Source organism: Halarcobacter bivalviorum (assembly GCF_003346815.1).
GTDB lineage: Bacteria > Campylobacterota > Campylobacteria > Campylobacterales > Arcobacteraceae > Halarcobacter > Halarcobacter bivalviorum.
On record NZ_CP031217.1, the window covers coordinates 139,034 to 162,824 of the forward strand.

The following is a 23,791-nucleotide window of genomic DNA, read 5'->3' on the forward strand; positions in this document are numbered from 1 at the left end:
AATGATAGATTATCTTTTAGCGATACCAGTTAAAGCTCTATATTGAGATGCTGGGAATACGAAAGAAGCGTGGTGAATTTCTGTTGAGTAGTAATCTAAATCAACTAATAAATCAGATCTTTGTAAGATTATATCTGCTGTTGGGTGATATTTTTTAGAAGCTAAAACTGCAGTTTCATGTCCAAATTTGAATGGCATAGCAATCCAAAATTTTTCACCAACAAGTGATAAGTCAGCTTTTAATTTCTCTTCATCAGCACTAAAACTTGCAGTAGAAAAAGTAATAAGCCCATCATCTTTTAATACTTTTTGAATATTTGCAAGAAGTAGCTCATCAAGATTTACATCAGTAAAAATGATTAAGTCAATATTTTTTTCATCTTTTGAAGTTAAAATTGAAGTGTCACCATATTCTACATTTTTAATATTATGCTTTTCAACTTCTTTTTTTAATTCATCATTTACAGTCCCAATAACTAAAATGTTTTCTGGTTCTTTATGCGTACAAATAGGAGTATGCACCATCATTTCATTAAAGGCTTGATTATTTTTCATTTTTATAAGTCCTTATATTTTATAAAATTTTAGGTATAATAGCAAAATACTATTAAACTAAATAAATATATCTTGAGACTGCAAAAAATTAAGTTTATATTTAAGAGTAATATTCAAAACAAAAAAAGAAGGAAAATAATGTCAACAGTAAGTTATAAAGATGCTGGTGTAGATATTGATGCTGGAAATCAGTTTGTTGAAAATATCAAGCCACATGTTAAATCTACTTTAATCCCAGGAGTACTTGGAGGAATTGGTTCTTTTGCAGGTGCATTTGAATTACCAACAGGTTATAAAAACCCAGTTTTATTATCAGGAACTGATGGGGTAGGTACAAAACTTAAACTAGCAATTGACTCAAAAAAATTTGATACAGTAGGAATTGACTTAGTAGCAATGTGTACAAATGATTTACTTTGTAATTTTGGAGAGCCATTATTTTTCCTAGATTATTATGCAACTGCAAAACTAGAAGTTGCAGAAGCAACAGATGTTGTAAAAGGTATTGCAGAAGGTTGTATTAGATCTGAGTGTGCCTTAGTAGGTGGTGAAACTGCTGAAATGCCAGGAATGTACAAAGAGGGTGACTTTGACTTAGCAGGTTTCTGTGTTGGTATTGCAGAAAAAGAGGAGTTAAATAGAGTTGAGAAAATAGAAGAGGGTGATGTATTAATTGCTCTTCCATCTTCAGGTGTTCACTCAAATGGATTCTCATTAGTTAGAAAACTTCTTTTAGAAAAACTTGGAATGTCTTTAGAGGATGATTTCCAAGGTAAAAAATTATCTGATGTTTTATTAGAGCCAACAAGAATTTATGTAAAAGAGTTTAAAGCAAATAAAGACAAAATCAATGCATTAGCACATATCACTGGTGGTGGTATTACTGAGAACTTACCAAGAGTTTTACCTTCTCATCTAAAAGCAGTTGTTGATAGAAGTAAAATCAAAGTATTACCTATTTTCGAATTTATGTCTAATCATGTAGAATTAGAAGAGATGTACAGAACATTCAATATGGGTGTTGGTATGGTTCTTGTTGTGAACCCTGCAAATGTTGACGCAATATTAGCAAATACAGATGGTTATGTGATTGGTGAAATTAAAGCTGGAACAGCAGAAGTAGAGTATATTTAATAAGCTCTTTTTTCTTATCAAAAAGGCGAGTTTAAAAGCTTGCCTTTTTTTATGCTTGTGGCATTTCAATAAATAAAAAATGAGAGTTACTACTTGCTAGAATAGTTAACTTTTCTTCTTTTGTGATTTCCAGGGCATCACCTTCATTTAAGTCTATATTATTAATTGATGAAGTTCCTTCAATTTGTACAAAATATATTTGTCTATTTTTATCTATTTTAAAATCTAAACTATTTCCTTTTTCTAATTCACTTACATAAAGATTCACATCTTGATGTATTTTTATAGGAGCATTTCCATCTTTTGATGAGACAATATTTAAAAGTCTATTCTCTCTTTGCTCTTTTTCAAATTTTTGGGAACCATACAGCCTAGGAAGACCTATAGTAGGGGGAATAATCCAAATCTGTAAAAGTCTTAAATCCTTAGCTTCATGTAGATTATATTCACTATGATAAATTCCATTTCCTGCACTTAAGTATTGAACTTCTCCTCTTTTTAAGGTCTCTTCATTTCCCATTGAATCTTTATGGGTAATCTCTCCTTCAACTATGTATGAGATAATTTCCATATTATGATGTGGATGAGTATCAAAGCCACTTTTGGGATGAACTACATCATCATTTAAAACTCTTAAGACACCAAAATTCATGTTATTAGGATTTTTATACTCTGCAAAGGAGAAGTGAAATCTTGACTCAAGCCACCCAAGATTTGAAGAACCCATCTTCTCTTTAGATATTTTTTTTAACATAATAAACCCTCCTTATCAAAATAAAAAGATTCCATGGAGATATTTGAATAGAAAAATTCACTATTAAAAGATACTCCTTTTTTATCTTTAGCACTTCCAAATATAATAAATAAAGGCAAAAAATGTTCATCTGAGGGATGATTTTGTTTAAAAGAAGGAGTTTTACTCAAAGCTAGTAACTGATTTTCCTTTCCTTTATTTACTATATTGATTAGCTCATTATTAAAATTTTTCGCATATTTTTTTATCATAGTACTATTTTGCATATCAAAGAGGTTATGAGTAGTGCCTCCACTTCCTACGATTAAAGCCTCTTCTTTTAAACCTTGAAGAGTCTCTCCAAGGTTTATTAGTTGTTTATAACTATAAGAAGTAGGAATTGATAATTGAATAACTGGGACATTTAGTTTTTCATATATCATTGATAAGGCAGTCCAGACTCCATGGTCATAAGTAGACTTATCCTTATCAATTGAGACTTCAATTCCTCTTTTTTTTAAATAAGTTATCAAATTAAGAGTTTTTTCTTTATCACTTTTTATTTCATATTTAAACTCATAAAGTTCTTTTTCAAAACCATAAAAATCATAAAGAAGACTATTCTTTTCATAATTAATCACTTTTAGAGTTTTTGTTAGGTAGTGAGCAGAAAATATTATGATATATTGAGGTTTTTTTACTCTTTTTGAAAAATTCTCAAAGTTTGTTTTACTAAGAGAGTTTTTTAGAATAATATTTGGTGCACCATGTGAAATAAATAGTGAAGAGTTCATCTTTTTACTACTTTGCTAAAATACCTTCTAATTCAACAATTAGTTTTACTTTTTCACCAACTGCAACACCACCAGCTTCTAATACTGAGTTATATTTAATTCCATAATCAAATCTATTAACACTTCCTTCAAGAACTAAACCAGCTCTTGTATTTCCCCAAGGATCTTTAATTGTTCCATTTGTTTCAACATTTAAAACAACATCTTTAGTAACCCCTCTCATTGTTAATTTTCCATAAGCTTTATCATCTTCAACTTTTTCAAGATTAAATGTGATTAAAGGAAATTCTTCTGCTGCAAAGAAATCAGATTCTCTTAAGTGGTTATCTCTTTTTTCATTTGCTGTATTAACTGATTTTACTTCTACTGTTCCAGTTAATGATTTTAGTTGATTAGTTTTTTCATCATATTCAAAGCTACCTTTAAAATCATCAAATTTTCCAGTTACATTTGAAATCATCATATGTTTTACTTTGAATCCAATATTTGAGTGGCTCTTATCCACATTATAAGTACCTGCATATAATGCACCTGCTGCTAAAATAGAAGCTAAACTTAGTTTTGCAATTTTTGTCATTTTATTTCCTTTTATTAAAATTATTACTAATTAGTAATATGAATGTAAAATTTTTTAATTTGCTTGATATAACTTATCAAGTAAATTATATAGAGTATCAATTTCCTCTTCATCTAAAGCATCAAAGTAACTATTTAACTTTTGTGCATGAGTAGGGAATACTTTTTCAATAATATCTCTTCCTTTTTTAGTAAGAGTTAGTATTGAAGCTCTTTTATCTTCAGGGTCTGCAATTGAAGTAATCCAAGCATCTCTTTTTAGATTTTTTATTACAACAGTTGTATTTCCTGGTGTACTCATTGTGAGTTTAGTTATTGAACCTATATTTAGGTCACCTCTATGGTAAAGTACTTCTAATACTTTAAATTGATTGAAAGTTAGATTGTTTTCACTTAGATAAGATACAGTTTTATTATGAATCTTTAATCTAAGTCTTTCAATTCTTAGATAGGTTTTCATACTTTTGTCTGCTCTTTGACCATAGCTTTTAAGTGATTCTTTAATCATTCTAACTCCTTGGATAAAATTATACTACTAATTAGTAGTAAATGTCAAGTGATAAAAATTTATCCCCTTTTTGTAGTACTCATAAATAGTGCAGCTAAAATTAAAAATGTACCAGTAATTCTATTTTGAATCTTCATTGCTTTTACATCTTTGATTAAGAATTTTAGCTTAGAAGCCATTGAAGAGTAACCTGTCATAACAAAAATATCAATAATACATAAGGTTGTAATAATGATAAGAAATTGAATCCATAAAGAGTAGTTTGGGTCTAAAAACTGTGGAATAAATGCCACTAAAAAAACTGTTGCTTTCGGATTAGTAAGGTTTATCAATGTAGCAGATATAAAAGCTTTTTTTGCACTATAGTTTTTTAAGTGTTCTGTCTCTTCAATAGTTTCAACTTTTTCAAATATTTTTGTAAAACCTAAATATAGTAAATAACCTACACCTATCCATTTTATTATATTAAAAAGCATTACAGAGTTTGCAATTAATGCACCTAAACCAATAACAACAATAAAAGTTTGAATAAATAGTCCTGCTTGTAAACCAAAAATTGCGGCATAAGACTTTTTTAAACCATACTTAATTCCATAATTCATAGATACAACAGCACCTGCTCCAGGAGAGATAGAAATAGCCAAAGAGGCTAGAAATAGTGTAATCCAAACATCTAAGTTCATAAAAAATCTTTTGTGAGTAAAATAAGAGAAGATTATATTAAATTTTAGTTGAAAAATAAAAGGTAGAAAGAGTCTACCTTTTATTTATATAAAAAATTATGCAGCTTTTTTAGCTACTTTCTTTGCTACTTTTTTAGCTTTTTTAGGTTTAGTAAGTTTTAATTTTAATACTTTCTTAGTCACTTTTTTAGCTACTTTTTCAACATCTTTTTTCTTAGCTACTTTTTTTGCAGCTTTTGTAGCGATTTTTGCAACTTTCTTTTCTTTTAATTCTTTTGCCATTTTATATTCCTTTTAAATGTAAAATTATCTATTACTTATTGAAAATAGTAATAAAATATGGGTATTGTACATTTTTAAATTGATAATGTCAAGGATTATAACTTAATAATAGCTTAAAAAATGTTTTTTGTATATTTAACCAATTAATTATAAACACTTAGATATAATATCGAGTTTTACTAAAAGCTTATAAGGAAATTATATGTTACTAACACCAGGACCAACGCCTGTACCGGAATTTGTAAGAAAAGCTATGGCAGATGTAACAATACATCATAGAACGCCTGAATTTGAAAAAATATTTGAAGAAACAAGAGAACTATTATTTGAATTATTTGGAATGGATGAAGTAGTTATGCTTGCATCAAGTGGCTCAGGTGCGATGGAAGCTTGTGTTACTAACTTAACAAAGAAAAAAGCATTAACTATCAATTCAGGAAAATTTGGTGAAAGATTTGGGAAAATTTGTAAAGCTTTTAATATCGAATATACTGAAATTAAAAATGAGTGGAATACTCCTGTAAGTGTTGATGCAGTAGTTGAAGCTATAAAAAATGACAGTGATATCGATTCTGTTTATATCCAAATTTGTGAAAGTGCTGGAGGATTAAGACATCCAGTAGAAGAACTTGCAGCTGAAATAAAAAAGATTAATAAAGATATTACAATTGTTGCAGATGGAATTACTGCAATTGGTGTAGAAAAAATTGATATCACAAACATAGATGCAGTTATCACAGGAAGTCAAAAAGCACTTATGCTTCCTCCTGGACTTGCAATTATTGGTTTATCAAATGCAGCAGTTTCTAAAATTGAAGAGAACGCAAGAGGTTTCTATTTCAATTTAGCTACAGAAATCAAAAAACAAAGAACAAATACTACTGCATGGACAGCAGCTACAACTTTAATTATAGGCTTAAAAGAGATTTTAGCTTATGTTAAAGCAAATGGTGGATTTGAAACGTTATATGCAAATACAGCATTAAGAGCAGAAGCTACAAGAGAAGCTTTAAAAGCTATTGGATGTGAGATTTATCCTCAAACTCCAGCAAATGCAATGACTACAATCTATACTGAAAATGCACCACAAATTAGAAAAATTTTAAAAACAAAATATAATGTAAATATTGCAGGTGGGCAAGACCATATCAAAACTTCAATCTACAGAATTAATCATATGGGATTAGTAGAAGATTATGAAGCTACATGGGCTGTAAATGCAATTGAATTAGCAATGGATGAGTTAAATATCAGAAGTTTTGATGGAACAGCATCAAAAGTATTTTCTCAAACAATGTTTAAAGGGAAATAATTATCATGGTTTTTGAACATGAGATACCAAAAGGGTCAAGACTATATTTTGGTAAAACAGCAAAAGCAAAAAGAAATTTAGAGAATAGAGTTTGTGAGATTCTTGATTCAAAAGGTTTTGAAGAGATAATCACTCCAAACTTCTCTTATTCTCAACATCAAGCAATAGCAAATGATAGAAAACTAATTAAGTTTTCAGATGAAGAGAATGAGCAAGTTTCACTTAGAGCTGATTCTACATTAGATGTTGTGAGAATTATTACAAAAAGATTAGGAAGAGCAACATCTCATAAAAAATGGTTTTATGTACAACCAGTATTTTCATATCCATCAACAGAAGATTATCAAATTGGTTGTGAGTGGATAGACCATGATAATATTGTTGATTTAGTAAATATTACTGGAACTATTTTAGAAGATTTAGAGATAAATCCAGTATTACAATTATCAAATATCAATATTCCAAAACTTATTTCAAAAGAGTTTGATATTGATATTGACTATTTCAAGAATGGTGAAATTGCAAAACTATTTGAAATTGACGATGCTTGGTTAAATCAATTAATTAAAGTAAAAGATATAAAAGATTTAGAAAAAGCAATTAAAATTTCACCTGAAGTTATAAAAGCAGAACTTGAAAAATTATTAGCTGTAGCAAGAAGTGTTGAATATAAAAACTTAGTTGTTGCACCACTTTATCATGGTAGTTTAAAATATTATGATGATGTATACTTTAGAGTGATTCAAGACAACTTTGTAATTAGCAGAGGTGGAAAATATAGTTCTGATGGAATTAGCTCATTAGGATTTGCACTTTATACAGATAGTTTATTAAAAATTTTAGAGGATTAGGGAAAAGATGAAAGCAGATTTAATAGTTGGTATTCAATGGGGAGACGAAGGAAAAGGTAAGATGGTTGACATGCTTGCTCAAAATTATGATATGGTTTGTAGATCACAAGGTGGTCACAATGCAGGTCATACTATTTGGGTTGATGGTGTTAGATACGCATTACACTTAATTCCTTCTGGTGTTTTAAACCCAAATGCAGTAAATGTAATTGGTAATGGTGTTGTTTTATCTCCTGAATCAATTATCAAAGAAATGGAGCAATTTGAAAATTTAGAAGGTAGACTTTTTATCTCTGATAAAGCACACTTAAATTTACCATACCATGCTCAAATTGACCAAGCAAAAGAGAAGCTAAAAGGTGATAAAGCAATTGGTACAACAGGTAAAGGAATTGGACCTGCATATGCTGAAAAAATTGCAAGATCTGGATTTAGAGTTGGTGAATTATTAAATCCAAATAAATTGGCAACAGATATTATTGAGTTTTTTGAGCAAAATAGGGCAATTTTTGATGTATTAGAGATTGCAACACCATCAAAAGATGAATTAGAAGCTTTATTAAACTCATATAAAGAGAAACTTGCACCATTTATTGCAAATACTACAAACATGGTATGGAAAGCATTAGATGAAAATAAAAAGATTTTATTAGAAGGTGCACAAGGAACTTTACTTGATATTGACCATGGTACATATCCATATGTTACATCTTCAAGTACAGTAAGTGCTGGTGCTTGTACTGGTTTAGGAATTGCACCAAAAGATATTGGTATTGTAACTGGTATTGTTAAAGCTTATACTACAAGAGTAGGAAATGGACCTTTCCCATCTGAAGATTTTGGAAAAGATGGTGATACTATGGCTGATGTAGGAAAAGAAGTAGGAACTACAACAGGTAGAAGAAGAAGATGTGGATGGTTTGATGCTGTTGCAGTTAAACATGCTAGTAGATTAAACGGATGTGATCAATTATCATTAATGAAATTAGATGTACTTGATGGATTTCCAAAAATAAAAATCTGTGTTGCTTATGATTATAATGGGGAAAGAATTGATTATATGCCAACAGATTTAGAAAATGCGAAAGCAATTTATGAAGAGATTGATGGATGGGATAGTGTAGTTGGATGTAGAGAGTTTGATGCACTACCAGCTAATGCTAAAAAATATATTGAAAAAATTGAAGAATTAACAGGTGTAAAAGTTGGAATAGTATCAACATCACCAGAGAGAGCAGATACAATTATAAGAGGATAGCCCTATGAGAATGAAGTTACATCATACGCCATATATCTCAAGGAGAATTTCAAGAGATTTAGTTAATTGCGATTTTGTAGAGATTAGAAAAACAAAAGAAGAGATTAGTGCTCAAATTGAGAAAATTTTAGATGCAGATATTGAAAAAGAGCATGAGTTAGATGAAAAAGTTCATGAGTTATTAGATGCACAAGAAGAAGAGATTGAGTTCTTAAATGCAGATAGAAGACAACTTTTTTGGTTAACTAAAAAAAGACTTGCTAATGATTTTGGTGTAATATTAAACAATGAAGATAGATTTTCAGATATTGCACACAAAGTATTAGATTATTTATGGGAAGAAGATTATATTCATTATACTTGTTCAGACAATCAAGTTAAAAATGTAATTTTCTCTTCAATTGATGAGTTTTTAAAAGGGTTTGAAAAAGCTGATGATGCAGTAATTGAAAAAATCAAACACTATAAGAGAAAACTTATTCCAGGTACAGAAGAGTATGATATTGTTTATCATAGGTTATATGAGGAAGAACTAATTAAAAGAGGGTTAATGTAATGCAAAAAGTTTGGATTTACTTAGAAAATGGAACATATTTAGAAGCAACTTCATTTGGTGCAACTGGTACAACAGTTGGAGAAATTGTATTTAATACTTCATTAACTGGTTATCAAGAAATTATTTCAGATCCAAGTTATGCAGGTCAATTTGTAACGTTTACTATGCCAGAAATTGGAAATGTAGGTGTAAATTCAGATGATATGGAGAGTAAAACAGCATACTGTAAAGGTATTCTGGTTAGAAATTATCATCATGAATATTCAAACTATAGAGCCGAAGGTGATTTAGATTCATTTTTAAAAGAACATGGAGTATTAGGTATTTGTGATATTGATACAAGATATTTAACTAAAATGTTAAGAGATGAAGGAGCAATGATGATGATTGCTTCAACTGAAATTAGTGATAAAGATGAATTAGCTAAAAAACTATCTGAAAGTCCAAGAATTGAAGATATTAACTATATTAAAGAAGTTACTACAAAAGAGGCTTATGTACATAAAAATGGAGCATGGAATCATGCTAAAAAAGAGTACAACAAAGCTGTAATGAGTGATAAAAAAGTTGTAGTTATTGACTTTGGAGTAAAAAGAAATATTTTAAATGAATTAGTAGAATCTGGACTTGAAGTAGAAGTTGTACCAGCAGATTTTAAAGCAGATGATTTAATTGCTAGATTTGAAGCTAAAGAAATTGGTGGAATCTTCTTATCAAATGGTCCAGGAGATCCACTTACATTGACTGAAGAGAAAAAACAAGTAGAAAAATTAATCAATGCAAATATCCCAATCTTTGCTATTTGTTTAGGACACCAAATGTTATCAATTGCTCATGGATATGATACATATAAACTAAAATTTGGACAACATGGTGGTAACCATCCAGTTGCAAATCCAGAAAGAGTAGTAGAAATTACTGCACAAAACCATAACTATAACGTTCCTGATAATATAGTAGAAATTGCTGAGATTACTCACCAAAATTTATTTGATGGAACAATTGAGGGTGTAAAATATAAAAATAAAGAGATTTTCTCTGTACAACATCACCCAGAGGCAAGTCCAGGTCCTCATGAGTCGAAATATATCTTCGACGAATTCGCTAAGATTGTAAAATAAACTAGCTATTTATTCATCTTCAATTTAGAAGATGAATTTTAGCATCTTTTTCTCTTTACACTATAAATCCTTCCCAAACATTAATTTAATAAGACAATCATTTTAATATATTATTCTATAAGTTGTAAACTATTTTTTCACAAATATATAGTAAGATTTAATAAATTGCAATAGGAGTAAAAATGAAAGTAGTAAAAACAATAGCTATCTCTTCGATATTATTTTTCTCTACAACATTACTTGCAGATAAATATAATAATTATGAAGACAAGTATAAGCATGATAAAAAAGAGAAGTATGAAAAAAAGTATGAAGAAAAAAAGCATACTAAATATAAACAACTTCCACCAGGACTAGAAAAAAAAGTTCATAAAGATGGTAAGTTACCTCCTGGATGGGAGAAAAAATACCAAAGAGGTGAAGTTCTTGATAAAGAAGACTTAAGAAAAGCTAGAGAAATAAGAGATTATAAAAAGTATCCAGAGATTAAGGGAACAAAGGTTTATGAAATTCAAGATAAAATTTTTAGAGTTACAAATGCAACTAGAGAAATTTTAGAGGTATTTAAATAGTAGTTTTTACTACTATTTAAAATACAAACTTTTCTAATAAATAATAAGTTCCTGAAGTAGCAATACCAGCCGCAAGTCCAGCTACGATGTCATCACCCATAACACCCCAACCACCTTTTACATTTTTATCAATTCTTCCAATAATAGAAGGCTTCCAAATGTCAAAAATTCTAAAGAAAACAAAAGCAATTGGAGCTAAATAATACATGTTTTCAGTTGTGATACCACAAATAGATAGTGCAATCCACATTCCAGCTAATTCATCAATAACTATCTCTTTACTATCATGCTCTCCAACTTCTTCCTCATATTTATTAATTTCTTTTACTGCAATAGCAGAAATTAAAAAGGCAAGTAGAAACATTGTAGATTCATGGATATATTGAAGTAATATTACTCCTAAGATTAAAGCAACGATACTTCCCATAGTACCAGGAGCTTTTGGACTTAATCCACTATAAAAAACTGTTAAAAATAGCTTTCTCATTATTTCTTTTTCTCAATTCCAAGTTTTTTTCTTTTTTCCCAAAGTGATTTTCTAGAAATACCAAGTTTTTTAGAAAGCTCTGTATCAGGATATTTTGTTTGATAAGATAATACCATCATTTTAACATAGTCATTGATAGTCATAATATTATTTGACATAAGTAGAGTATCAGTTTTTTCAAACTCTATTTTAGTAAATGGGAAATCATCCTCTTTTTCTAAAGAGACAATAATACATTTTTTATCTTCAACAAGTTTATTTAAATTCTCTTTTGCGCTCTTTTTTAAACTATGATAATCAGTTAAATAAAGAATACCATTAAATTTTTCATTTACTCTTTTTTGCCAGTTTTCTGAACTAAGAGAGATAAATTTCATTTGTAAATCAAGCTTTCTAACTAATTCAAAAGCTAATTTATCAGCACTAATTTGAGAATTTGTTTCAATAAGTGTTGGAAATGAAGTTGGTAGTACATGGTCACTAGTATCCACTTCAGTAAATTGGAAATCAAGATATTCTCTTAATGTTTGTAACTCTTTTCTAATTGATTTACACTCTCTATAATGATAAATTTTCCTAACTAATTCATCCATAATAAAAGGCTTCATTATATAATCTTTAGCACCTTCTTTTATTGGATCTGTTACTGTTTCATCAGAGATATAAGATACAAGAAGTAGAATAATAGAGTCACTATATCTTCTAATTATTGTTTTACAAAGTGCAGCAGGTAATGATGTAGAAAGTAATATAATATCGTAATCTTTTGTAAGATTATCAATATTAGGTGATTCTACAAAATCACAATTATGTCCATCATCTAATAATCTTGAAACAACTTTTTGAGCGAGATAAATCTCACTTTCAATTATAAGTATATTCATTTTTTCGTCCAGTCATAGTATTTTAGCGTTGCAATAGATTGTACAGCAACTCCCTCTTTTCGTCCTATAAATCCAAGTTTTTCAGCAGTTGTTGCTTTGATATTAACAAACTGTTTTTCAATTTTTAAAAGAGAAGCAATAGTTTTTTTAATATCATTTTTATATGGATTAATTTTGGGTTGTTGAGCAATGATTGTTAAATCAATATTTACAATTTTATAGCCAACATTATAAATAAACTTTACAATCTCTTGTAAAAGTATTTTTGAATCTATATTTTTAAATTCAGCATCTGTATCAGGGAAAAATTCTCCTATATCTCCTGCTCCACAAGCTCCAAGAAGTGCATCAATAATAGAGTGAATTAAAACATCTCCATCACTATGTGCTTTGAAACCATAGGGAACATCAATATTAATTCCACCAAGATACATTTTTTTATCATCTTCAAAAGGATGTATATCATATCCAATCCCTGTAAAGAAGTTATTACTAGGAGCTTTTAAACATGATAGTTCTTTTATATCATCTTCAAAAGTTAGTTTTTTACTCTTTATTGAACCATCAACATACAATACTGAACCACCAATATTTTTAATTGCTGAACTATCATCTGTAAACTCTGTATTTGTATTTAATGCATTTTTTAAAACAGAAGTTTTTGATATTTGTGGAGTTTGAATAAGTTTTACTTTATCTCTATTTATTGTATCTTCATTGTAAATAACAGTATCACTTACATTTAATACAGGAACAATACAGTCAGCTTTTTCTTTTGATTTAATAAGAGAAGTAATAACTTCATCAGGGATACATGCTCTTGCTACATCAGTAACCATCACATATTCAGAGGTAACATACTCTAAAGAGTTTTTCATTGATTGTTGTCTAGTATCTCCACCAGCAACAAAGGTGTAATCATCACTAAAATTTTCCATATATCTGAGTTCATTTTGAGATGAAGTTAGAATAACTTTATCAAATTTATAGAGTTTAGCGAGTCTTTTAGTAACAAAAAACCAGAGTGGATCATTATCTATTCTAAGCCACTGTTTTTTTGCTTGAAGCCCAAATCTAGTAGAGTTCCCAGCACATAATACAATCAGCGTTACGTTCGACACAAGGCCCCTTTGAGTAAAAAAGTTACAAATTATACTTTAATGTAACTTATGAATTCTTAAAGATCTTCTTCTAATTTATATTTAATAGATTCAATTGCTTTATGTAATATTTCTGAGTCAAAACCATACTCTTCTGCTTTGTTTAAAGCTCTTTGGATATTTGCCTCTGATAAAGGATTTTTAATGTCAGATAAAATTTTTACAATTTCTAATATTTGTACTTTTTTAAGATAATCTGCAGGACAGTTTTCTAAATCTTCTACAAAACCAATTGAAAAAATAAGATTATGACTTAAATTCCAGTGTTTAAAGATATTTGCAGTAATTCTTGCACATGAGTAGCCAATAAATTCTCTTTCTACTAATGATACATTTTTAGTAATTGCTAGTTGTTCTTGAAACTCTTCTATTTTATTATTATCATTAATTATTTCAGAAATAATAAACTTACCAGTCTCTTGTAAAAAGGCAGGTAATAGTAAATCCTCTTTTAAGTCTTTATCAATTTTAGCAACCCAAGTATTTATAAGATTTGAGGCAAGATTACAAGTAAACATAAAGTCATCAGTAGTTGAACCATATGCTCTTAAATCTGTTTGAATTAGATTTTGAATTACTGAACCCAATGCAATAGAGATAGTAAAATTAACACCTAATAATGAAATCGCACGACTTGGAGTTTCTACTTCACTTACAAACCCAAACATTGCAGAATTAGCTACTCTTAAAACAGTAGTGATTATTAGAGGATCTTTCTCTATAATCTTTAATAAATCAAGAGGTTCTTTAGTAGGCATTTTTCTAAATTCTTCAAGCTCAATAACAGAACGAGGTAAAGGTGGCAAAGAATCAATTTTTTCTACTATCAACTGTTTCATTTTCTATCCTGGAAATCAAATTTTCTTATAATATCAATTAATTGTTTATACTCATCTGTATCAAGAGCTAATAAATTAAGTTTATCTTTGAATAAATTTTGCTTTGTTATTTTATTTATATAAGAAGAACTTTTTCTAAAATTACTTAACAGTACTTTTTCTAAGCATTCTATGTCATAAAAATTATTACATTCATTTAAAGAAAAATTATTTTTGTAAAAATTAATAATATTTTTAAATTTTTCATTTTTAAAAATTTTATTATCTTCAAGGGAATAAATTTTATAAATAAGAGTTAAAATCAAAAATGAAGCATTATTTTTTAAAATAGCTAATTCTATTTCTTTATTTGTAAACTCTTTATTTCCAAAATTAGAAGCTACACTTAAATCAAATCCATGAAACATTCTTTCTAAGTTTAAAAGATATTTTTCAAGAGTATAGTCTAAAGGATATTTAGAAATATCATGATAATCAAGATGTGAAAAATAATATAGCTGTTCGCCAATTAAATTATTTAAGATATTTATATGTTTAATATCAAGGGGTAACAAAAGTTTTAACATATTTTTTGATTCTTTTAATGTTTGAAAGAAAGTAGAGATTTGTTTTCTTTTTTCTTTATCACAAATAAAAGTATTACAAAGTTCTGTAAAAACTTTTATAATTAAAAGATAAAGCTTAAACTCAATTTCAAAAAGCTCTTTGTTTTGATTAAAACTATTTTTTAAAAGCTCTTCGTAATATCTAAAAAGTTTATCAACTTCATTTATATCATAGTTTTCATTTACTGAAAGAGAAAAAGAGTTTTCAAAAGATAGGTCTTGAATTAAAAAAAGTAGTTGTTTTTCTTTATTTTGTTCATAAGAAAGAATTTCTTTTAGCTTTTGTACGGATTGTTCATAAATAGCTGCTAGTGTTTCGACCTTTTTCATATGAACCTTAAATAGTAGAATAGATTATTATAATCTAATGTTTCTTATATAATTAATAAATTGAAACTAGTTGTTTTAATTAAGTTTATATAATCTAAATTTGATATAATCATCCCAAATTATTACATAGGATTTTTTTATGAGAGATTGGCTAGACAATCACAAAGATGATGAAGTAAGAACACAGATGTATTATGCTAAAAAAGGCATTATTACACCAGATATGGAATATGTTGCAAAAGTAGAGAATATTGACCCAGAACTTGTAAGAAGTGAAATAGCAAGAGGTAGATTAATTATTCCTGCAAATGTAAATCATAAGCACTTAAAACCTATGGCAATAGGTATAGCATCTTCATGTAAAATTAATGCAAATATCGGTTCATCTGCACTAGCATCAGATATAGCTGGTGAGATTGAAAAAGTAGATGTTTGTTTAAAACATGGTGCAGATACAATTATGGACTTAAGTACAGGTGGAGACTTAGATTCAATTAGAGAAGCTGTAATTGAACACTCAACTGTTCCAATTGGTACAGTACCAATGTATCAAATCTTACATGATGTAAAAGATAAAATTGAAGATTTAAGTATTGAGAATATGCTTAAAGTTTTAGAAAAGCAAGCTCAACAAGGGGTTTCATATTTTACAATTCATGCGGGATTCCTTTTACAATTTATGCCACACATTGCTAAAAGAAAAATGGGTATCGTTTCAAGAGGTGGTTCTTTAATGGCTGCATGGATGATGCACTACCATAAAGAAAATCCATTCTATGATGCTTTTGATGATATCTTAGATATTTGTAGAAAATATGATGTATCTTTATCTTTAGGAGATTCTTTAAGACCAGGTTGTCTTGCTGATGCATCTGATGAAGCACAATTATCTGAGCTTAAAGTTTTAGGAGAATTAACACTTAGAGCTTGGGAAAAAGATGTTCAAGTTATGATTGAAGGACCAGGTCACGTTCCATTAAACCAAATTGAAAGAAATATGAAATTAGAAAGAGAGTATTGCCATGAAGCACCTTTCTATATTTTAGGACCTCTTACAACTGATATTGCTGCTGGTTATGACCACATCTCTTCTGCAATTGGTGCAGCTGTTGGTGGATGGCATGGAGCATCAATGCTTTGTTATGTTACACCAAAAGAGCATTTAGGTTTACCAAATGCTAATGATGTTAGAGAAGGTATTATTGCATATAAAATTGCAGCTCACTCAGCAGATATTGCAAGAGGAAGAAAAGGTGCAAGAGATATTGATGATGAAATGTCAGATGCAAGATATGCTTTTGATTGGAATAAACAATTTGAATTATGTTTAGATCCAGAAAGAGCAAGAGAGTACCATGATGAAACTCTTCCTCAAGATGTATTTAAAGAAGCAGAGTTTTGTTCAATGTGTGGACCTAAATTTTGTTCATATAAAATCACACAAAAGATTGTAAAAGATCATGGTGATAAAATTGAAGCAACTGCAACAGTTTAAAATATTAATAAAATATAAGTTATAAAAAGGTCAAGTATTTTTTACTTGACCTTTTTTTATTAATGAATTCAATTAAGACTAAAATTATCCTATTTAAAATATAATACGATAAAATTTTCAATAGAAACTATTTATAAGGACAAAAGATATGGCAAGTATAGCTGATATAAAAGAAGAGTTATCAAAAGTTATATATCCAGGATTCCAAAAATCTATTATTGATTTTGGGTTCGTAAAAGATATCCAAATTGATGCTGATGACGCCTGTACAATACTTTTAGATATTACTTCAAGTGCACAAGAAGTATCTTCTAAATTAGAACAAGATATTTCAGAAGTATTAAACACAATTGGTGTTACAAATGTAAATTTAAAAATTAGTAAACCAGAAGCTCCAAAACAACAAAGTAATAGTGTAAGTGGAAGTAATATTGCTCCACAAATTAAAAACTTTGTAATGGTAAGTTCAGGAAAAGGTGGAGTTGGTAAATCAACTACAACTGTAAACTTAGCAATTGCTGCAGCAATGCAAGGTAAAAAAGTAGGTATCTTAGATGCTGATATTTATGGACCAAATATTCCTCGTATGATGGGAATAAATGGATTAGAAGTTGAGGTAGTTGGTAATAAAGCTAAACCTTTTAATGCTTATGGTGTTGCTGTAATGTCAATGGGTTCTTTAATGGAAGAGGGACAATCTCTTATTTGGAGAGGTGCTATGATTATGAAAGCAATTCAACAACTATTAAGAGATATTCTTTGGGAAGATTTAGATATTTTATTTATTGATATGCCTCCAGGAACTGGTGATGCTCAATTAACTTTAGCTCAAAGTGTTCCTGTAACATGTGGTATTAATGTTACTACTCCTCAACATGTAGCACTTGATGATTCAAGAAGATCTTTAGATATGTTCCAAAAACTTCATATTCCTATTGGTGGAATTGTTGAAAATATGAGTGGATTTATTTGTCCAGAGTGTAACACTGAATCAGATATTTTTGGAAGAGGAACTTGTGAAGAGCTTGCAGAGCAATATAATACACAAGTATTAGGATTACTTCCAATTGAACCAGCAATTAGAGAAGGTGGAGATGGTGGTAAACCAGTAGTTTATTTCAAACCAGAATCTGAATCTGCAAAAAGATATATGCAAGCAACAGAGAAGTTACTACAATTTGTAGATGCTAACTCAGATAAAGCTGAAAATGCTTCTATTCAACCAACTACAAATGGTGTATCAGCTTGTTCTACAAGTGGTGCAGCAGCTTCTCAATCTCAATCTCAAGCACAACAACAATCATCAGGTGGATGTGGAACTGGTTGTGGTTGTCACTAAATAAAAAGAGCTTTTGCTCTTTTTATTCTTTCTTGTCGTTTTTATACAATTAATAGATTTTAAATTTTTATAAACTTCTAAAAAAAGGAGTTTATATGAAAAAAATACTTGTACTACTAGCCCATGATGATTTAGAAAATTCACTTGTAAATAGAAGAATCAAAGAAGAACTAAGATGTGAAGAAAATGTTCTTTATAAAGATTTAAATGAACTATATCCTGATTTTAATATTGATGTTAAAAAAGAGCAAGAGGATTTAAAAAATATCTCAAAAATTGTATTTCAATTTCCAATGTATTGGTATAGTGCACCAGCATTACTTAAAAGATGGGTAGATACGGTTTTAGAGTATGGTTTCTCTTTTATAATCAATGAGAAAGGAGAGTTTGAAGCTTTAGCTTTAAAAGATAAAGAGTTTCAAACTCTTATTTCAATGGGAGCAAAAGAGGAGTCATTTTATGGAGAAGATAGATTAAGTGTAAAAGAGTGTTTAAATTCATATTTTTATACAATGAAAATGTTAGGAACAAAAGAGAAGGAATCTGTTTTTATATATGGCTCTGAGTATGGTGATATTACAGAAGAAAAACTTCAAAAGCATCTTCAAGAAGTAAAAGAAAAGGTATTAAAAAAATAGTGGCATATTTTAATAAAGAGTTAGCTGAGATAGGTTTTAAACTTTATGAACCCTGTAAAGAGTTAAAACCTTACATTTTTAATTATTGGAAAATAGAAGCAAATCTTAGTGAGAAAAAAAGCTTAAAAATTTTAACTGATGGAAGTCTTGGATTTGTAATTAATTTTGCAAATCCCTTCTCTTTGGAAGTAAATCAAAAGCAAATATTATGTAGTTCACCTGTAACTTTAACTGGGCAAACTAAATATCCAACTATTATTAATTTTAACAAGAAAATTGAAGCCTTTGGCATTAGATTTAATCCTGGTGGAGCATATAGATTTTTTGATGAAGAACTCTTTTATTTTCAAAATAAAAATATAGATTATAAAGACTCTTTTTGGAATTTTATAGAATTTTTTGAGAAGTTAAAAACTTGTAGTGAAGAACAAAAAGTCATATTATGTGATGAGTTTTTATTAAAAAGATTATCTTTATCAAAAAAGGAGAACTCAAAATATACCTTTAAAATTATTGAGTTAATTAATAAAAGAAAAGGTGATATTTCAGTTGAGGAACTAAGTTCTTATTTTAATATTTCAGCAAGACAAATAGAAAGAGTATTTAAAAAAGAGTTAGGGCTTACTGTAAAACTTTTTATTCGTATAATAAGGCTTAGAAATACAAGGGATAAAATAAGCTCTTTAAAGGTTGATACTTTAACAAATACTGCCTATGATAATGGTTTTTTTGATCAAGCGCATTTTATAAAAGAGTTTAAATCTTTTATGAGTGAAACACCTAAAAACTATTACTCAAATAAACTTCAAATGGCAAAAGAGCTTAATTATAAAAAGTATAAGGTTTAAATTCTTTATACTATTGTTACTTTTTATAATTCAATTTAAAGAAAAAAATCAAATTGTCTAAGAAAATTTTAGTTTAATTAAAAATTATAATAAACTATAAATAAAGACAAAAGGAGCTAAGAAATGTTTTTAACTGAGATTTTTATATTTGTTGTAGTTGGATTATTAGCTTTTATGGGTGCTAGTTTTGTGGTTAAACACTTTATTAGAAAGAAAGAGAAAAAAGCCTAAGGCTATTTTTCTCTAGAGTTTTTTTCTTCAATTCCAGATAAACCAAACCTTCTTGAAAGTTCTTGCTTTACTCTATCTGGATTAATTCCTTTGCTTGAAAGAGCAACTAAACTATGATATAGTAAATCAGCTGCTTCATAGATAATCTCTTCTTCATCATTATCTTTAACAGCAAATGTAAATTCCCCTGCTTCTTCTACAATCTTTTTAAGCATAGAGTTCTCTTTACCTTGTAAAAGTTTTGCAGTATATGATGTTGAAGGGTCATCATTTTTTCTAGATTCAATCACATGGTATAAAGTATCAATTACTCCATAAGCACTTGTAGTATTAACTTCTACGTCTAGTTTTATTTCATTGCTTTCTAAGTCTGTAAAAAAACATGATTTTCTTCCTGTATGGCAAGCAACTCCATTTTGATTTACTTTTAATAAAATAGTATCATTATCACAATCTACCATTGTAGAAGCTACTTCTTGAGTATGTCCAGAGCTTTCACCCTTTTTCCATATTCTTTGTTTACTTCTACTAAAATAGTGAGCTTGTTTTGTTTCTAAAGTTAATTTTAATGCTTCTTCATCCATATATGCTAGCATTAAAACCTCATTAGTTGTAGCATCTTGTGTAATAACAGGAATTAAACCTTCCATTTTTTTCCAGTCTATTTTATCTACCATACTCATGTTTTTCCCTTTTTTATAACTTAATATTAAAATTTTTTACCAAGCTCAACTTCTATTTTGTCAATAGATTTTGTTTCATTATTTATATCAAAATTACTTTTTATATTGATGTCTTCTTCTTTTGAAGGATCAATAGGTCCATCTGTAGGTTTCAGATTATTTTTATAAGTAATGATGCCCTTCTTAGTTTTAGGAGCATTATCTATTTTATTTTTAACTTCATCATATACATTTGAATTGTTTTGGTAGTAGTTATTCTCTTTTGGAAGTTCAGTATTAAGTTCTTTTTTTATTTCTACATTTGAGTAGTCTACTTTGTTTTCAGCTTTTAAAGCTAGAAAAAGTAAACTAATTAATAATATATATTTCATCTTTGTTCAAAATAAGAAGTAAAAATACTTCTTATTTCCTTTTATTTGTTAATTGCGGTATCTCTTGACTTATCTTTAGTGTCAACCCAGATATTTGGAGTTGAACCACCTGGAGTTAAGAAAATTTTCGCATCTTTGTTTTCTCTAAGAGCGTCATTAAATTTACCTTGAACTTGAATTTGTTGCATTTCAAGTAATCTTGGTGTTAAAGAGTTAGCAATCTCTTTATTTGCAGCAGCTTGTGCTTTTGCTTCAATAGTTACAGCATCTGCTCTACCTTGTGCTTCAATTCTGTTTCTATCAGCCTCACCCTTTGCAAGTGCAGCTTTTTTCTCAGCTTCTTGTTTAGCTCTTAAAACCTCGTATCTTACTCTTTCAGATTCTTGGTTAGCAATTTGAACTCTCTCAATTTGCTCTTTAATTTTTGCTGGAAGTACAATCTCTCTTAATTGAACAGACTCAACTGTTACAGGAGTACCTTCTAAAGACTCAATTTGAGTTCTAATTCCATTTTCAATTAGAGTTGCAATCTCATTTCTTTTTGTTGGTAACTCTTCTGCATTAAATCCACCAACAACATTTCTTACGATATTTCTTACAACAGGGTTAACAATTTTGTCTTCCCAAGCTCTACCCCAAGTAGCAATAGTTACAGGAGCACCTGTTGCAGTAAGTCTATATTGAACAGTTAATTCAATAGAAACTGGTAAACCTCTTGCATCAAGAATATTAATAGCCGGGTTTAATTTGATACTTTGATCAAATCCTGCACTACCACTTGTTTCTACTGATGCATAGTTAATAAGTCTTACTTTTGTATCAACTACAATAACCTTTTGGAATACTGGAATATATAAGTGGAAACCAGGATTTAAAGGTTTGTCTTCATATTTACCTGTAGTAACTTTGATACCTACTTGACCAGATTCAATGATTACAAATGGCTTGAAAATAAATAAAGCAGCTACTATGATAATAATTACATAAATGAATCCTGCTTTTTTACCGAAATTTTTGAAAAACTCAGGTGGCTCAAAAGGAGGTTGGTAGTTACCACCACCATTTGAGTTGTTACCTTTGTTTTGTTGTTGTCTATTTTTAAAATAGTCATTATCTATTGGCATAAATTACCCTTTTTATTTTTAGTTGATATAAGTTAAATACTTTTCATACTTTTCATTTTTACCTTGAACAGCGTCAAAGTATGCTTTTTGTAAAGCTTCAGTAATTGGACCTCTTTCACCAGCTCCAATAACTCTACAATCTACTTCTCTAATTGGAGTTACTTCTACAGCAGTTCCTGTAAAGAAAGCTTCATCTGCAATATATACTTCTTCTCTAGTGATTCTTCTTCTAACAACTGTATAACCTAAATCTTCAGCTAGGTCAATAACTGTTGCTTGAGTAATTGATTCTAAAGTATTATCATTTGGAGGAGTAATAATTACACCATCTCTAACAATAAAGAAACAAGCACCAGATGCTTCTGCAATATATCCTTGGTCATCTCTTAATAAAGCTTCATCATATCCAGCTTCAACTGCCTCAAATTTAGCCATTTGAGAGTTAAGGTAGTTTGCAACAGCTTTTGCTTTTCCCATACCAGATGTATTAGGGTTTCTAGTCATAGATGCAATTTTAACTCTTACACCTTTTTTCATTCCCTCTTCACCTAAATATGCTCCCCATTCCCAAGCAGAAACAGAAACATTTACAGGAGCATCTTTATGATATAATCCCATAACTCCGTAACCTAAATAAACTAATGGTCTAATATATGCACCTTCAAATAGTTCGTTTTTTTGTAATAATTCAACTTGAGCATCATTTAACTCATCTTCAGTAAAAGGAACTTGAATAAGTGTCATTTTAGCAGAGTTAATTAATCTCTTAGTGTGCTCTTTTAATTTGAAGATGGCACATCTTCCATCATGCGTTTTATAAGCTTTAGTACCCTCAATAGCACCATTCCCATAATGCAGAGTGTGACTTAAAACATGAACTTTTGCATCATTCCAATCAACAAATTTCCCATCCATCCAGATGTATTTTGCTTCTGTCATATATCCATCCCTATAAATAAAGTAATTGTATTTTCAATTTACTTTTTGATTTTTGTCTGATAGTTTATCCAAGCTTGCTTTAAAATAAAGTGAATGATTGTTTTTATTCTTTACAACTAATTATTATATTAAATCAATGTGAATTTTATATGGAGTTTTTTAAGATTGCTTTCTTTTTTCTTTGCTATTATTTAAAAAAAAATTAAAGGTAATATTATGTCTCAACAAGAGTTCTGGAATCAAAAATTCTCAAGAGATGGCTTTTTATATGGATTAAAGCCAAATAGTTTTATTTCTTCAAAGATTAAATCTTTCCCTGCTAACTCAAAAGTGTTATGTTTAGGAGAAGGAGAGGGTAGAAATGCAATCTTTTTAGCTCAAAGAGGTTTTGAAGTTAGTGCAATAGATGCTTCTGATATAGGACTTTCAAAATTACAACAAAGAGCAAAAGAAGAGGGCTTAAATATAAAAACTATTTGTATAGATTTAAATGAGTGGGAAGTTGAAGAAAAATATGATGTAATTGTAGCTTCTTATTTACATATGTATGAAAAAGATAGAGATAGATTATTTGATAATATTGATGAGTCTTTAAAAGAAAATGGAATTTTTGTAGGAGAGTTCTTTTCTCAAAACCAATTAAAATATGATAGTGGTGGACCAAAAGATAAAGAGCTTTTATACAAAGTTGAAGATTTTAAAACTCATTATACTTTTAGTGAGGCACAAGTAAAAGAACAAATCACTATTTTAGACGAAGGGAAAGGTCATCAAGGAGAGGCTAGTGTGATTAGAGTAGTGCTTCAAAAAAGCTAAAAGAAGAAAAGAAGTTTATAACTTTCATTTGAATTTTAAAGCACTTTTCAATATACTATCTACTATT

General features: G+C 29.0%; 28 protein-coding genes. 12 read left to right on the forward strand and 16 right to left on the reverse strand.

The window, feature by feature from the left end; genetic code table 11:
* Window positions 1-9: 9 nt before the first annotated feature.
* The gene (locus ABIV_RS00690) at window positions 10-555 is read right to left on the reverse strand and encodes a spermine/spermidine synthase domain-containing protein (protein WP_114838066.1); all 546 of its coding nucleotides are present in this window, start codon (window positions 553-555) and stop codon (window positions 10-12) included.
* 138 nt (window positions 556-693) lie between these two features.
* Between ABIV_RS00690 and purM the strand changes: the two genes are divergently transcribed.
* Window positions 694-1,689, forward strand: a complete 996-nt coding sequence (gene purM / locus ABIV_RS00695) for a phosphoribosylformylglycinamidine cyclo-ligase (protein WP_114838067.1) — start codon at window positions 694-696, stop codon at window positions 1,687-1,689.
* 49 nt (window positions 1,690-1,738) lie between these two features.
* On the opposite strand, the gene ABIV_RS00700 is transcribed toward purM, so the two are convergent.
* The 6 genes from ABIV_RS00700 to ABIV_RS00725 form a co-directional block, all read right to left on the reverse strand.
* Window positions 1,739-2,443, reverse strand: a complete 705-nt coding sequence (locus ABIV_RS00700) for a pirin family protein (protein ID WP_114838068.1) — start codon at window positions 2,441-2,443, stop codon at window positions 1,739-1,741.
* Complete coding sequence (locus tag ABIV_RS00705) at window positions 2,437-3,216, reverse strand: DODA-type extradiol aromatic ring-opening family dioxygenase (RefSeq protein ID WP_114838069.1); 780 nt, start codon at window positions 3,214-3,216, stop codon at window positions 2,437-2,439. Before ABIV_RS00705 ends, ABIV_RS00700 begins: the two co-directional genes overlap by 7 nt.
* 7 nt (window positions 3,217-3,223) lie before the next feature.
* Window positions 3,224-3,793 (reverse strand): YceI family protein, encoded by a 570-nt coding sequence (locus ABIV_RS00710; RefSeq protein WP_114838070.1) that lies wholly within the window; start codon window positions 3,791-3,793, stop codon window positions 3,224-3,226.
* Window positions 3,794-3,847: 54 nt separating this feature from the next.
* Entirely contained in the window at window positions 3,848-4,300 is a 453-nt protein-coding gene (locus ABIV_RS00715; RefSeq protein ID WP_114838071.1) for a MarR family winged helix-turn-helix transcriptional regulator, read from the reverse strand.
* Window positions 4,301-4,359: 59 nt separating this feature from the next.
* Entirely contained in the window at window positions 4,360-4,983 is a 624-nt protein-coding gene (locus ABIV_RS00720; RefSeq protein ID WP_114838072.1) for a LysE family transporter, read from the reverse strand.
* Between the two features lie 96 nt (window positions 4,984-5,079).
* Window positions 5,080-5,265 carry a hypothetical protein gene (locus ABIV_RS00725; protein WP_114838073.1) on the reverse strand — a complete coding sequence of 62 codons (186 nt, stop codon included), beginning with the start codon at window positions 5,263-5,265 and terminating at the stop codon, window positions 5,080-5,082.
* Between the two features lie 202 nt (window positions 5,266-5,467).
* Between ABIV_RS00725 and ABIV_RS00730 the strand changes: the two genes are divergently transcribed.
* From ABIV_RS00730 to ABIV_RS00755, 6 genes are all read left to right on the forward strand, one after another.
* A complete protein-coding gene (locus ABIV_RS00730) occupies window positions 5,468-6,577 on the forward strand; it encodes a pyridoxal-phosphate-dependent aminotransferase family protein (RefSeq protein ID WP_114838074.1) in 1,110 nt (369 codons plus the stop codon).
* 5 nt (window positions 6,578-6,582) lie between these two features.
* Window positions 6,583-7,428 carry an ATP phosphoribosyltransferase regulatory subunit gene (locus ABIV_RS00735; RefSeq protein WP_114838075.1) on the forward strand — a complete coding sequence of 282 codons (846 nt, stop codon included), beginning with the start codon at window positions 6,583-6,585 and terminating at the stop codon, window positions 7,426-7,428.
* A 7-nt stretch (window positions 7,429-7,435) separates the two neighbouring features.
* Complete coding sequence (locus ABIV_RS00740; RefSeq protein WP_114838076.1) at window positions 7,436-8,686, forward strand: adenylosuccinate synthase; 1,251 nt, start codon at window positions 7,436-7,438, stop codon at window positions 8,684-8,686.
* 4 nt (window positions 8,687-8,690) lie between these two features.
* Window positions 8,691-9,242 (forward strand): DUF507 family protein, encoded by a 552-nt coding sequence (locus ABIV_RS00745; RefSeq protein WP_114838077.1) that lies wholly within the window; start codon window positions 8,691-8,693, stop codon window positions 9,240-9,242.
* Window positions 9,242-10,363: a glutamine-hydrolyzing carbamoyl-phosphate synthase small subunit gene (gene carA / locus ABIV_RS00750; RefSeq protein WP_114838078.1), complete on the forward strand. Its 1,122-nt coding sequence runs from the start codon at window positions 9,242-9,244 to the stop codon at window positions 10,361-10,363. The genes ABIV_RS00745 and carA overlap by 1 nt, the downstream gene beginning before the upstream one ends.
* A 182-nt stretch (window positions 10,364-10,545) precedes the next feature.
* Complete coding sequence (locus ABIV_RS00755; RefSeq protein WP_114838079.1) at window positions 10,546-10,935, forward strand: hypothetical protein; 390 nt, start codon at window positions 10,546-10,548, stop codon at window positions 10,933-10,935.
* A 16-nt stretch (window positions 10,936-10,951) separates the two neighbouring features.
* On the opposite strand, the gene ABIV_RS00760 is transcribed toward ABIV_RS00755, so the two are convergent.
* The 5 genes from ABIV_RS00760 to ABIV_RS00780 are packed head-to-tail and all read right to left on the reverse strand — an operon-like array spanning window position 10,952 to window position 15,240.
* Window positions 10,952-11,422: a phosphatidylglycerophosphatase A family protein gene (locus ABIV_RS00760; protein ID WP_114838080.1), complete on the reverse strand. Its 471-nt coding sequence runs from the start codon at window positions 11,420-11,422 to the stop codon at window positions 10,952-10,954.
* Complete coding sequence (locus ABIV_RS00765) at window positions 11,422-12,306, reverse strand: DNA-binding transcriptional response regulator (RefSeq protein WP_114838081.1); 885 nt, start codon at window positions 12,304-12,306, stop codon at window positions 11,422-11,424. The genes ABIV_RS00760 and ABIV_RS00765 overlap by 1 nt, the downstream gene beginning before the upstream one ends.
* Window positions 12,303-13,427 carry a bifunctional 2-C-methyl-D-erythritol 4-phosphate cytidylyltransferase/2-C-methyl-D-erythritol 2,4-cyclodiphosphate synthase gene (locus ABIV_RS00770; protein WP_114838082.1) on the reverse strand — a complete coding sequence of 375 codons (1,125 nt, stop codon included), beginning with the start codon at window positions 13,425-13,427 and terminating at the stop codon, window positions 12,303-12,305. Before ABIV_RS00770 ends, ABIV_RS00765 begins: the two co-directional genes overlap by 4 nt.
* 56 nt (window positions 13,428-13,483) lie before the next feature.
* Window positions 13,484-14,305, reverse strand: a complete 822-nt coding sequence (locus ABIV_RS00775) for an HDOD domain-containing protein (RefSeq protein WP_114838083.1) — start codon at window positions 14,303-14,305, stop codon at window positions 13,484-13,486.
* Complete coding sequence (locus ABIV_RS00780) at window positions 14,302-15,240, reverse strand: hypothetical protein (RefSeq protein WP_114838084.1); 939 nt, start codon at window positions 15,238-15,240, stop codon at window positions 14,302-14,304. Before ABIV_RS00780 ends, ABIV_RS00775 begins: the two co-directional genes overlap by 4 nt.
* 139 nt (window positions 15,241-15,379) lie before the next feature.
* Between ABIV_RS00780 and thiC the strand changes: the two genes are divergently transcribed.
* The 4 genes from thiC (at window position 15,380) to ABIV_RS00800 (ending at window position 19,560) form a co-directional block, all read left to right on the forward strand.
* A complete protein-coding gene (gene thiC, locus ABIV_RS00785) occupies window positions 15,380-16,735 on the forward strand; it encodes a phosphomethylpyrimidine synthase ThiC (protein ID WP_114838085.1) in 1,356 nt (451 codons plus the stop codon).
* Window positions 16,736-16,883: 148 nt separating this feature from the next.
* Window positions 16,884-18,074 (forward strand): Mrp/NBP35 family ATP-binding protein, encoded by a 1,191-nt coding sequence (locus ABIV_RS00790; RefSeq protein ID WP_114838086.1) that lies wholly within the window; start codon window positions 16,884-16,886, stop codon window positions 18,072-18,074.
* A gap of 95 nt (window positions 18,075-18,169) precedes the next feature.
* Window positions 18,170-18,712, forward strand: coding sequence for an NAD(P)H-dependent oxidoreductase (locus tag ABIV_RS00795; RefSeq protein WP_114838087.1), 543 nt, complete (start codon window positions 18,170-18,172; stop codon window positions 18,710-18,712).
* Complete coding sequence (locus ABIV_RS00800) at window positions 18,712-19,560, forward strand: AraC family transcriptional regulator (RefSeq protein ID WP_162917960.1); 849 nt, start codon at window positions 18,712-18,714, stop codon at window positions 19,558-19,560. Before ABIV_RS00795 ends, ABIV_RS00800 begins: the two co-directional genes overlap by 1 nt.
* 233 nt (window positions 19,561-19,793) lie before the next feature.
* Here ABIV_RS00800 and hisIE read toward each other — a convergent pair whose 3' ends face one another.
* The 4 genes from hisIE to ABIV_RS00820 are packed head-to-tail and all read right to left on the reverse strand — an operon-like array spanning window position 19,794 to window position 22,908.
* The gene (gene hisIE, locus ABIV_RS00805; RefSeq protein WP_114838089.1) at window positions 19,794-20,474 is read right to left on the reverse strand and encodes a bifunctional phosphoribosyl-AMP cyclohydrolase/phosphoribosyl-ATP diphosphatase HisIE; all 681 of its coding nucleotides are present in this window, start codon (window positions 20,472-20,474) and stop codon (window positions 19,794-19,796) included.
* A 26-nt stretch (window positions 20,475-20,500) separates the two neighbouring features.
* Complete coding sequence (locus ABIV_RS00810; RefSeq protein WP_114838090.1) at window positions 20,501-20,845, reverse strand: hypothetical protein; 345 nt, start codon at window positions 20,843-20,845, stop codon at window positions 20,501-20,503.
* A 41-nt stretch (window positions 20,846-20,886) separates the two neighbouring features.
* Window positions 20,887-21,969, reverse strand: a complete 1,083-nt coding sequence (locus ABIV_RS00815) for an SPFH domain-containing protein (protein WP_114838091.1) — start codon at window positions 21,967-21,969, stop codon at window positions 20,887-20,889.
* Window positions 21,970-21,987: 18 nt separating this feature from the next.
* The gene (locus tag ABIV_RS00820) at window positions 21,988-22,908 is read right to left on the reverse strand and encodes a branched-chain amino acid transaminase (protein WP_114838092.1); all 921 of its coding nucleotides are present in this window, start codon (window positions 22,906-22,908) and stop codon (window positions 21,988-21,990) included.
* A gap of 216 nt (window positions 22,909-23,124) precedes the next feature.
* On the opposite strand from ABIV_RS00820, the gene ABIV_RS00825 reads away from it, so the two are divergent.
* Window positions 23,125-23,724, forward strand: a complete 600-nt coding sequence (locus ABIV_RS00825; protein ID WP_114838093.1) for an SAM-dependent methyltransferase — start codon at window positions 23,125-23,127, stop codon at window positions 23,722-23,724.
* Window positions 23,725-23,791: the final 67 nt, after the last annotated feature.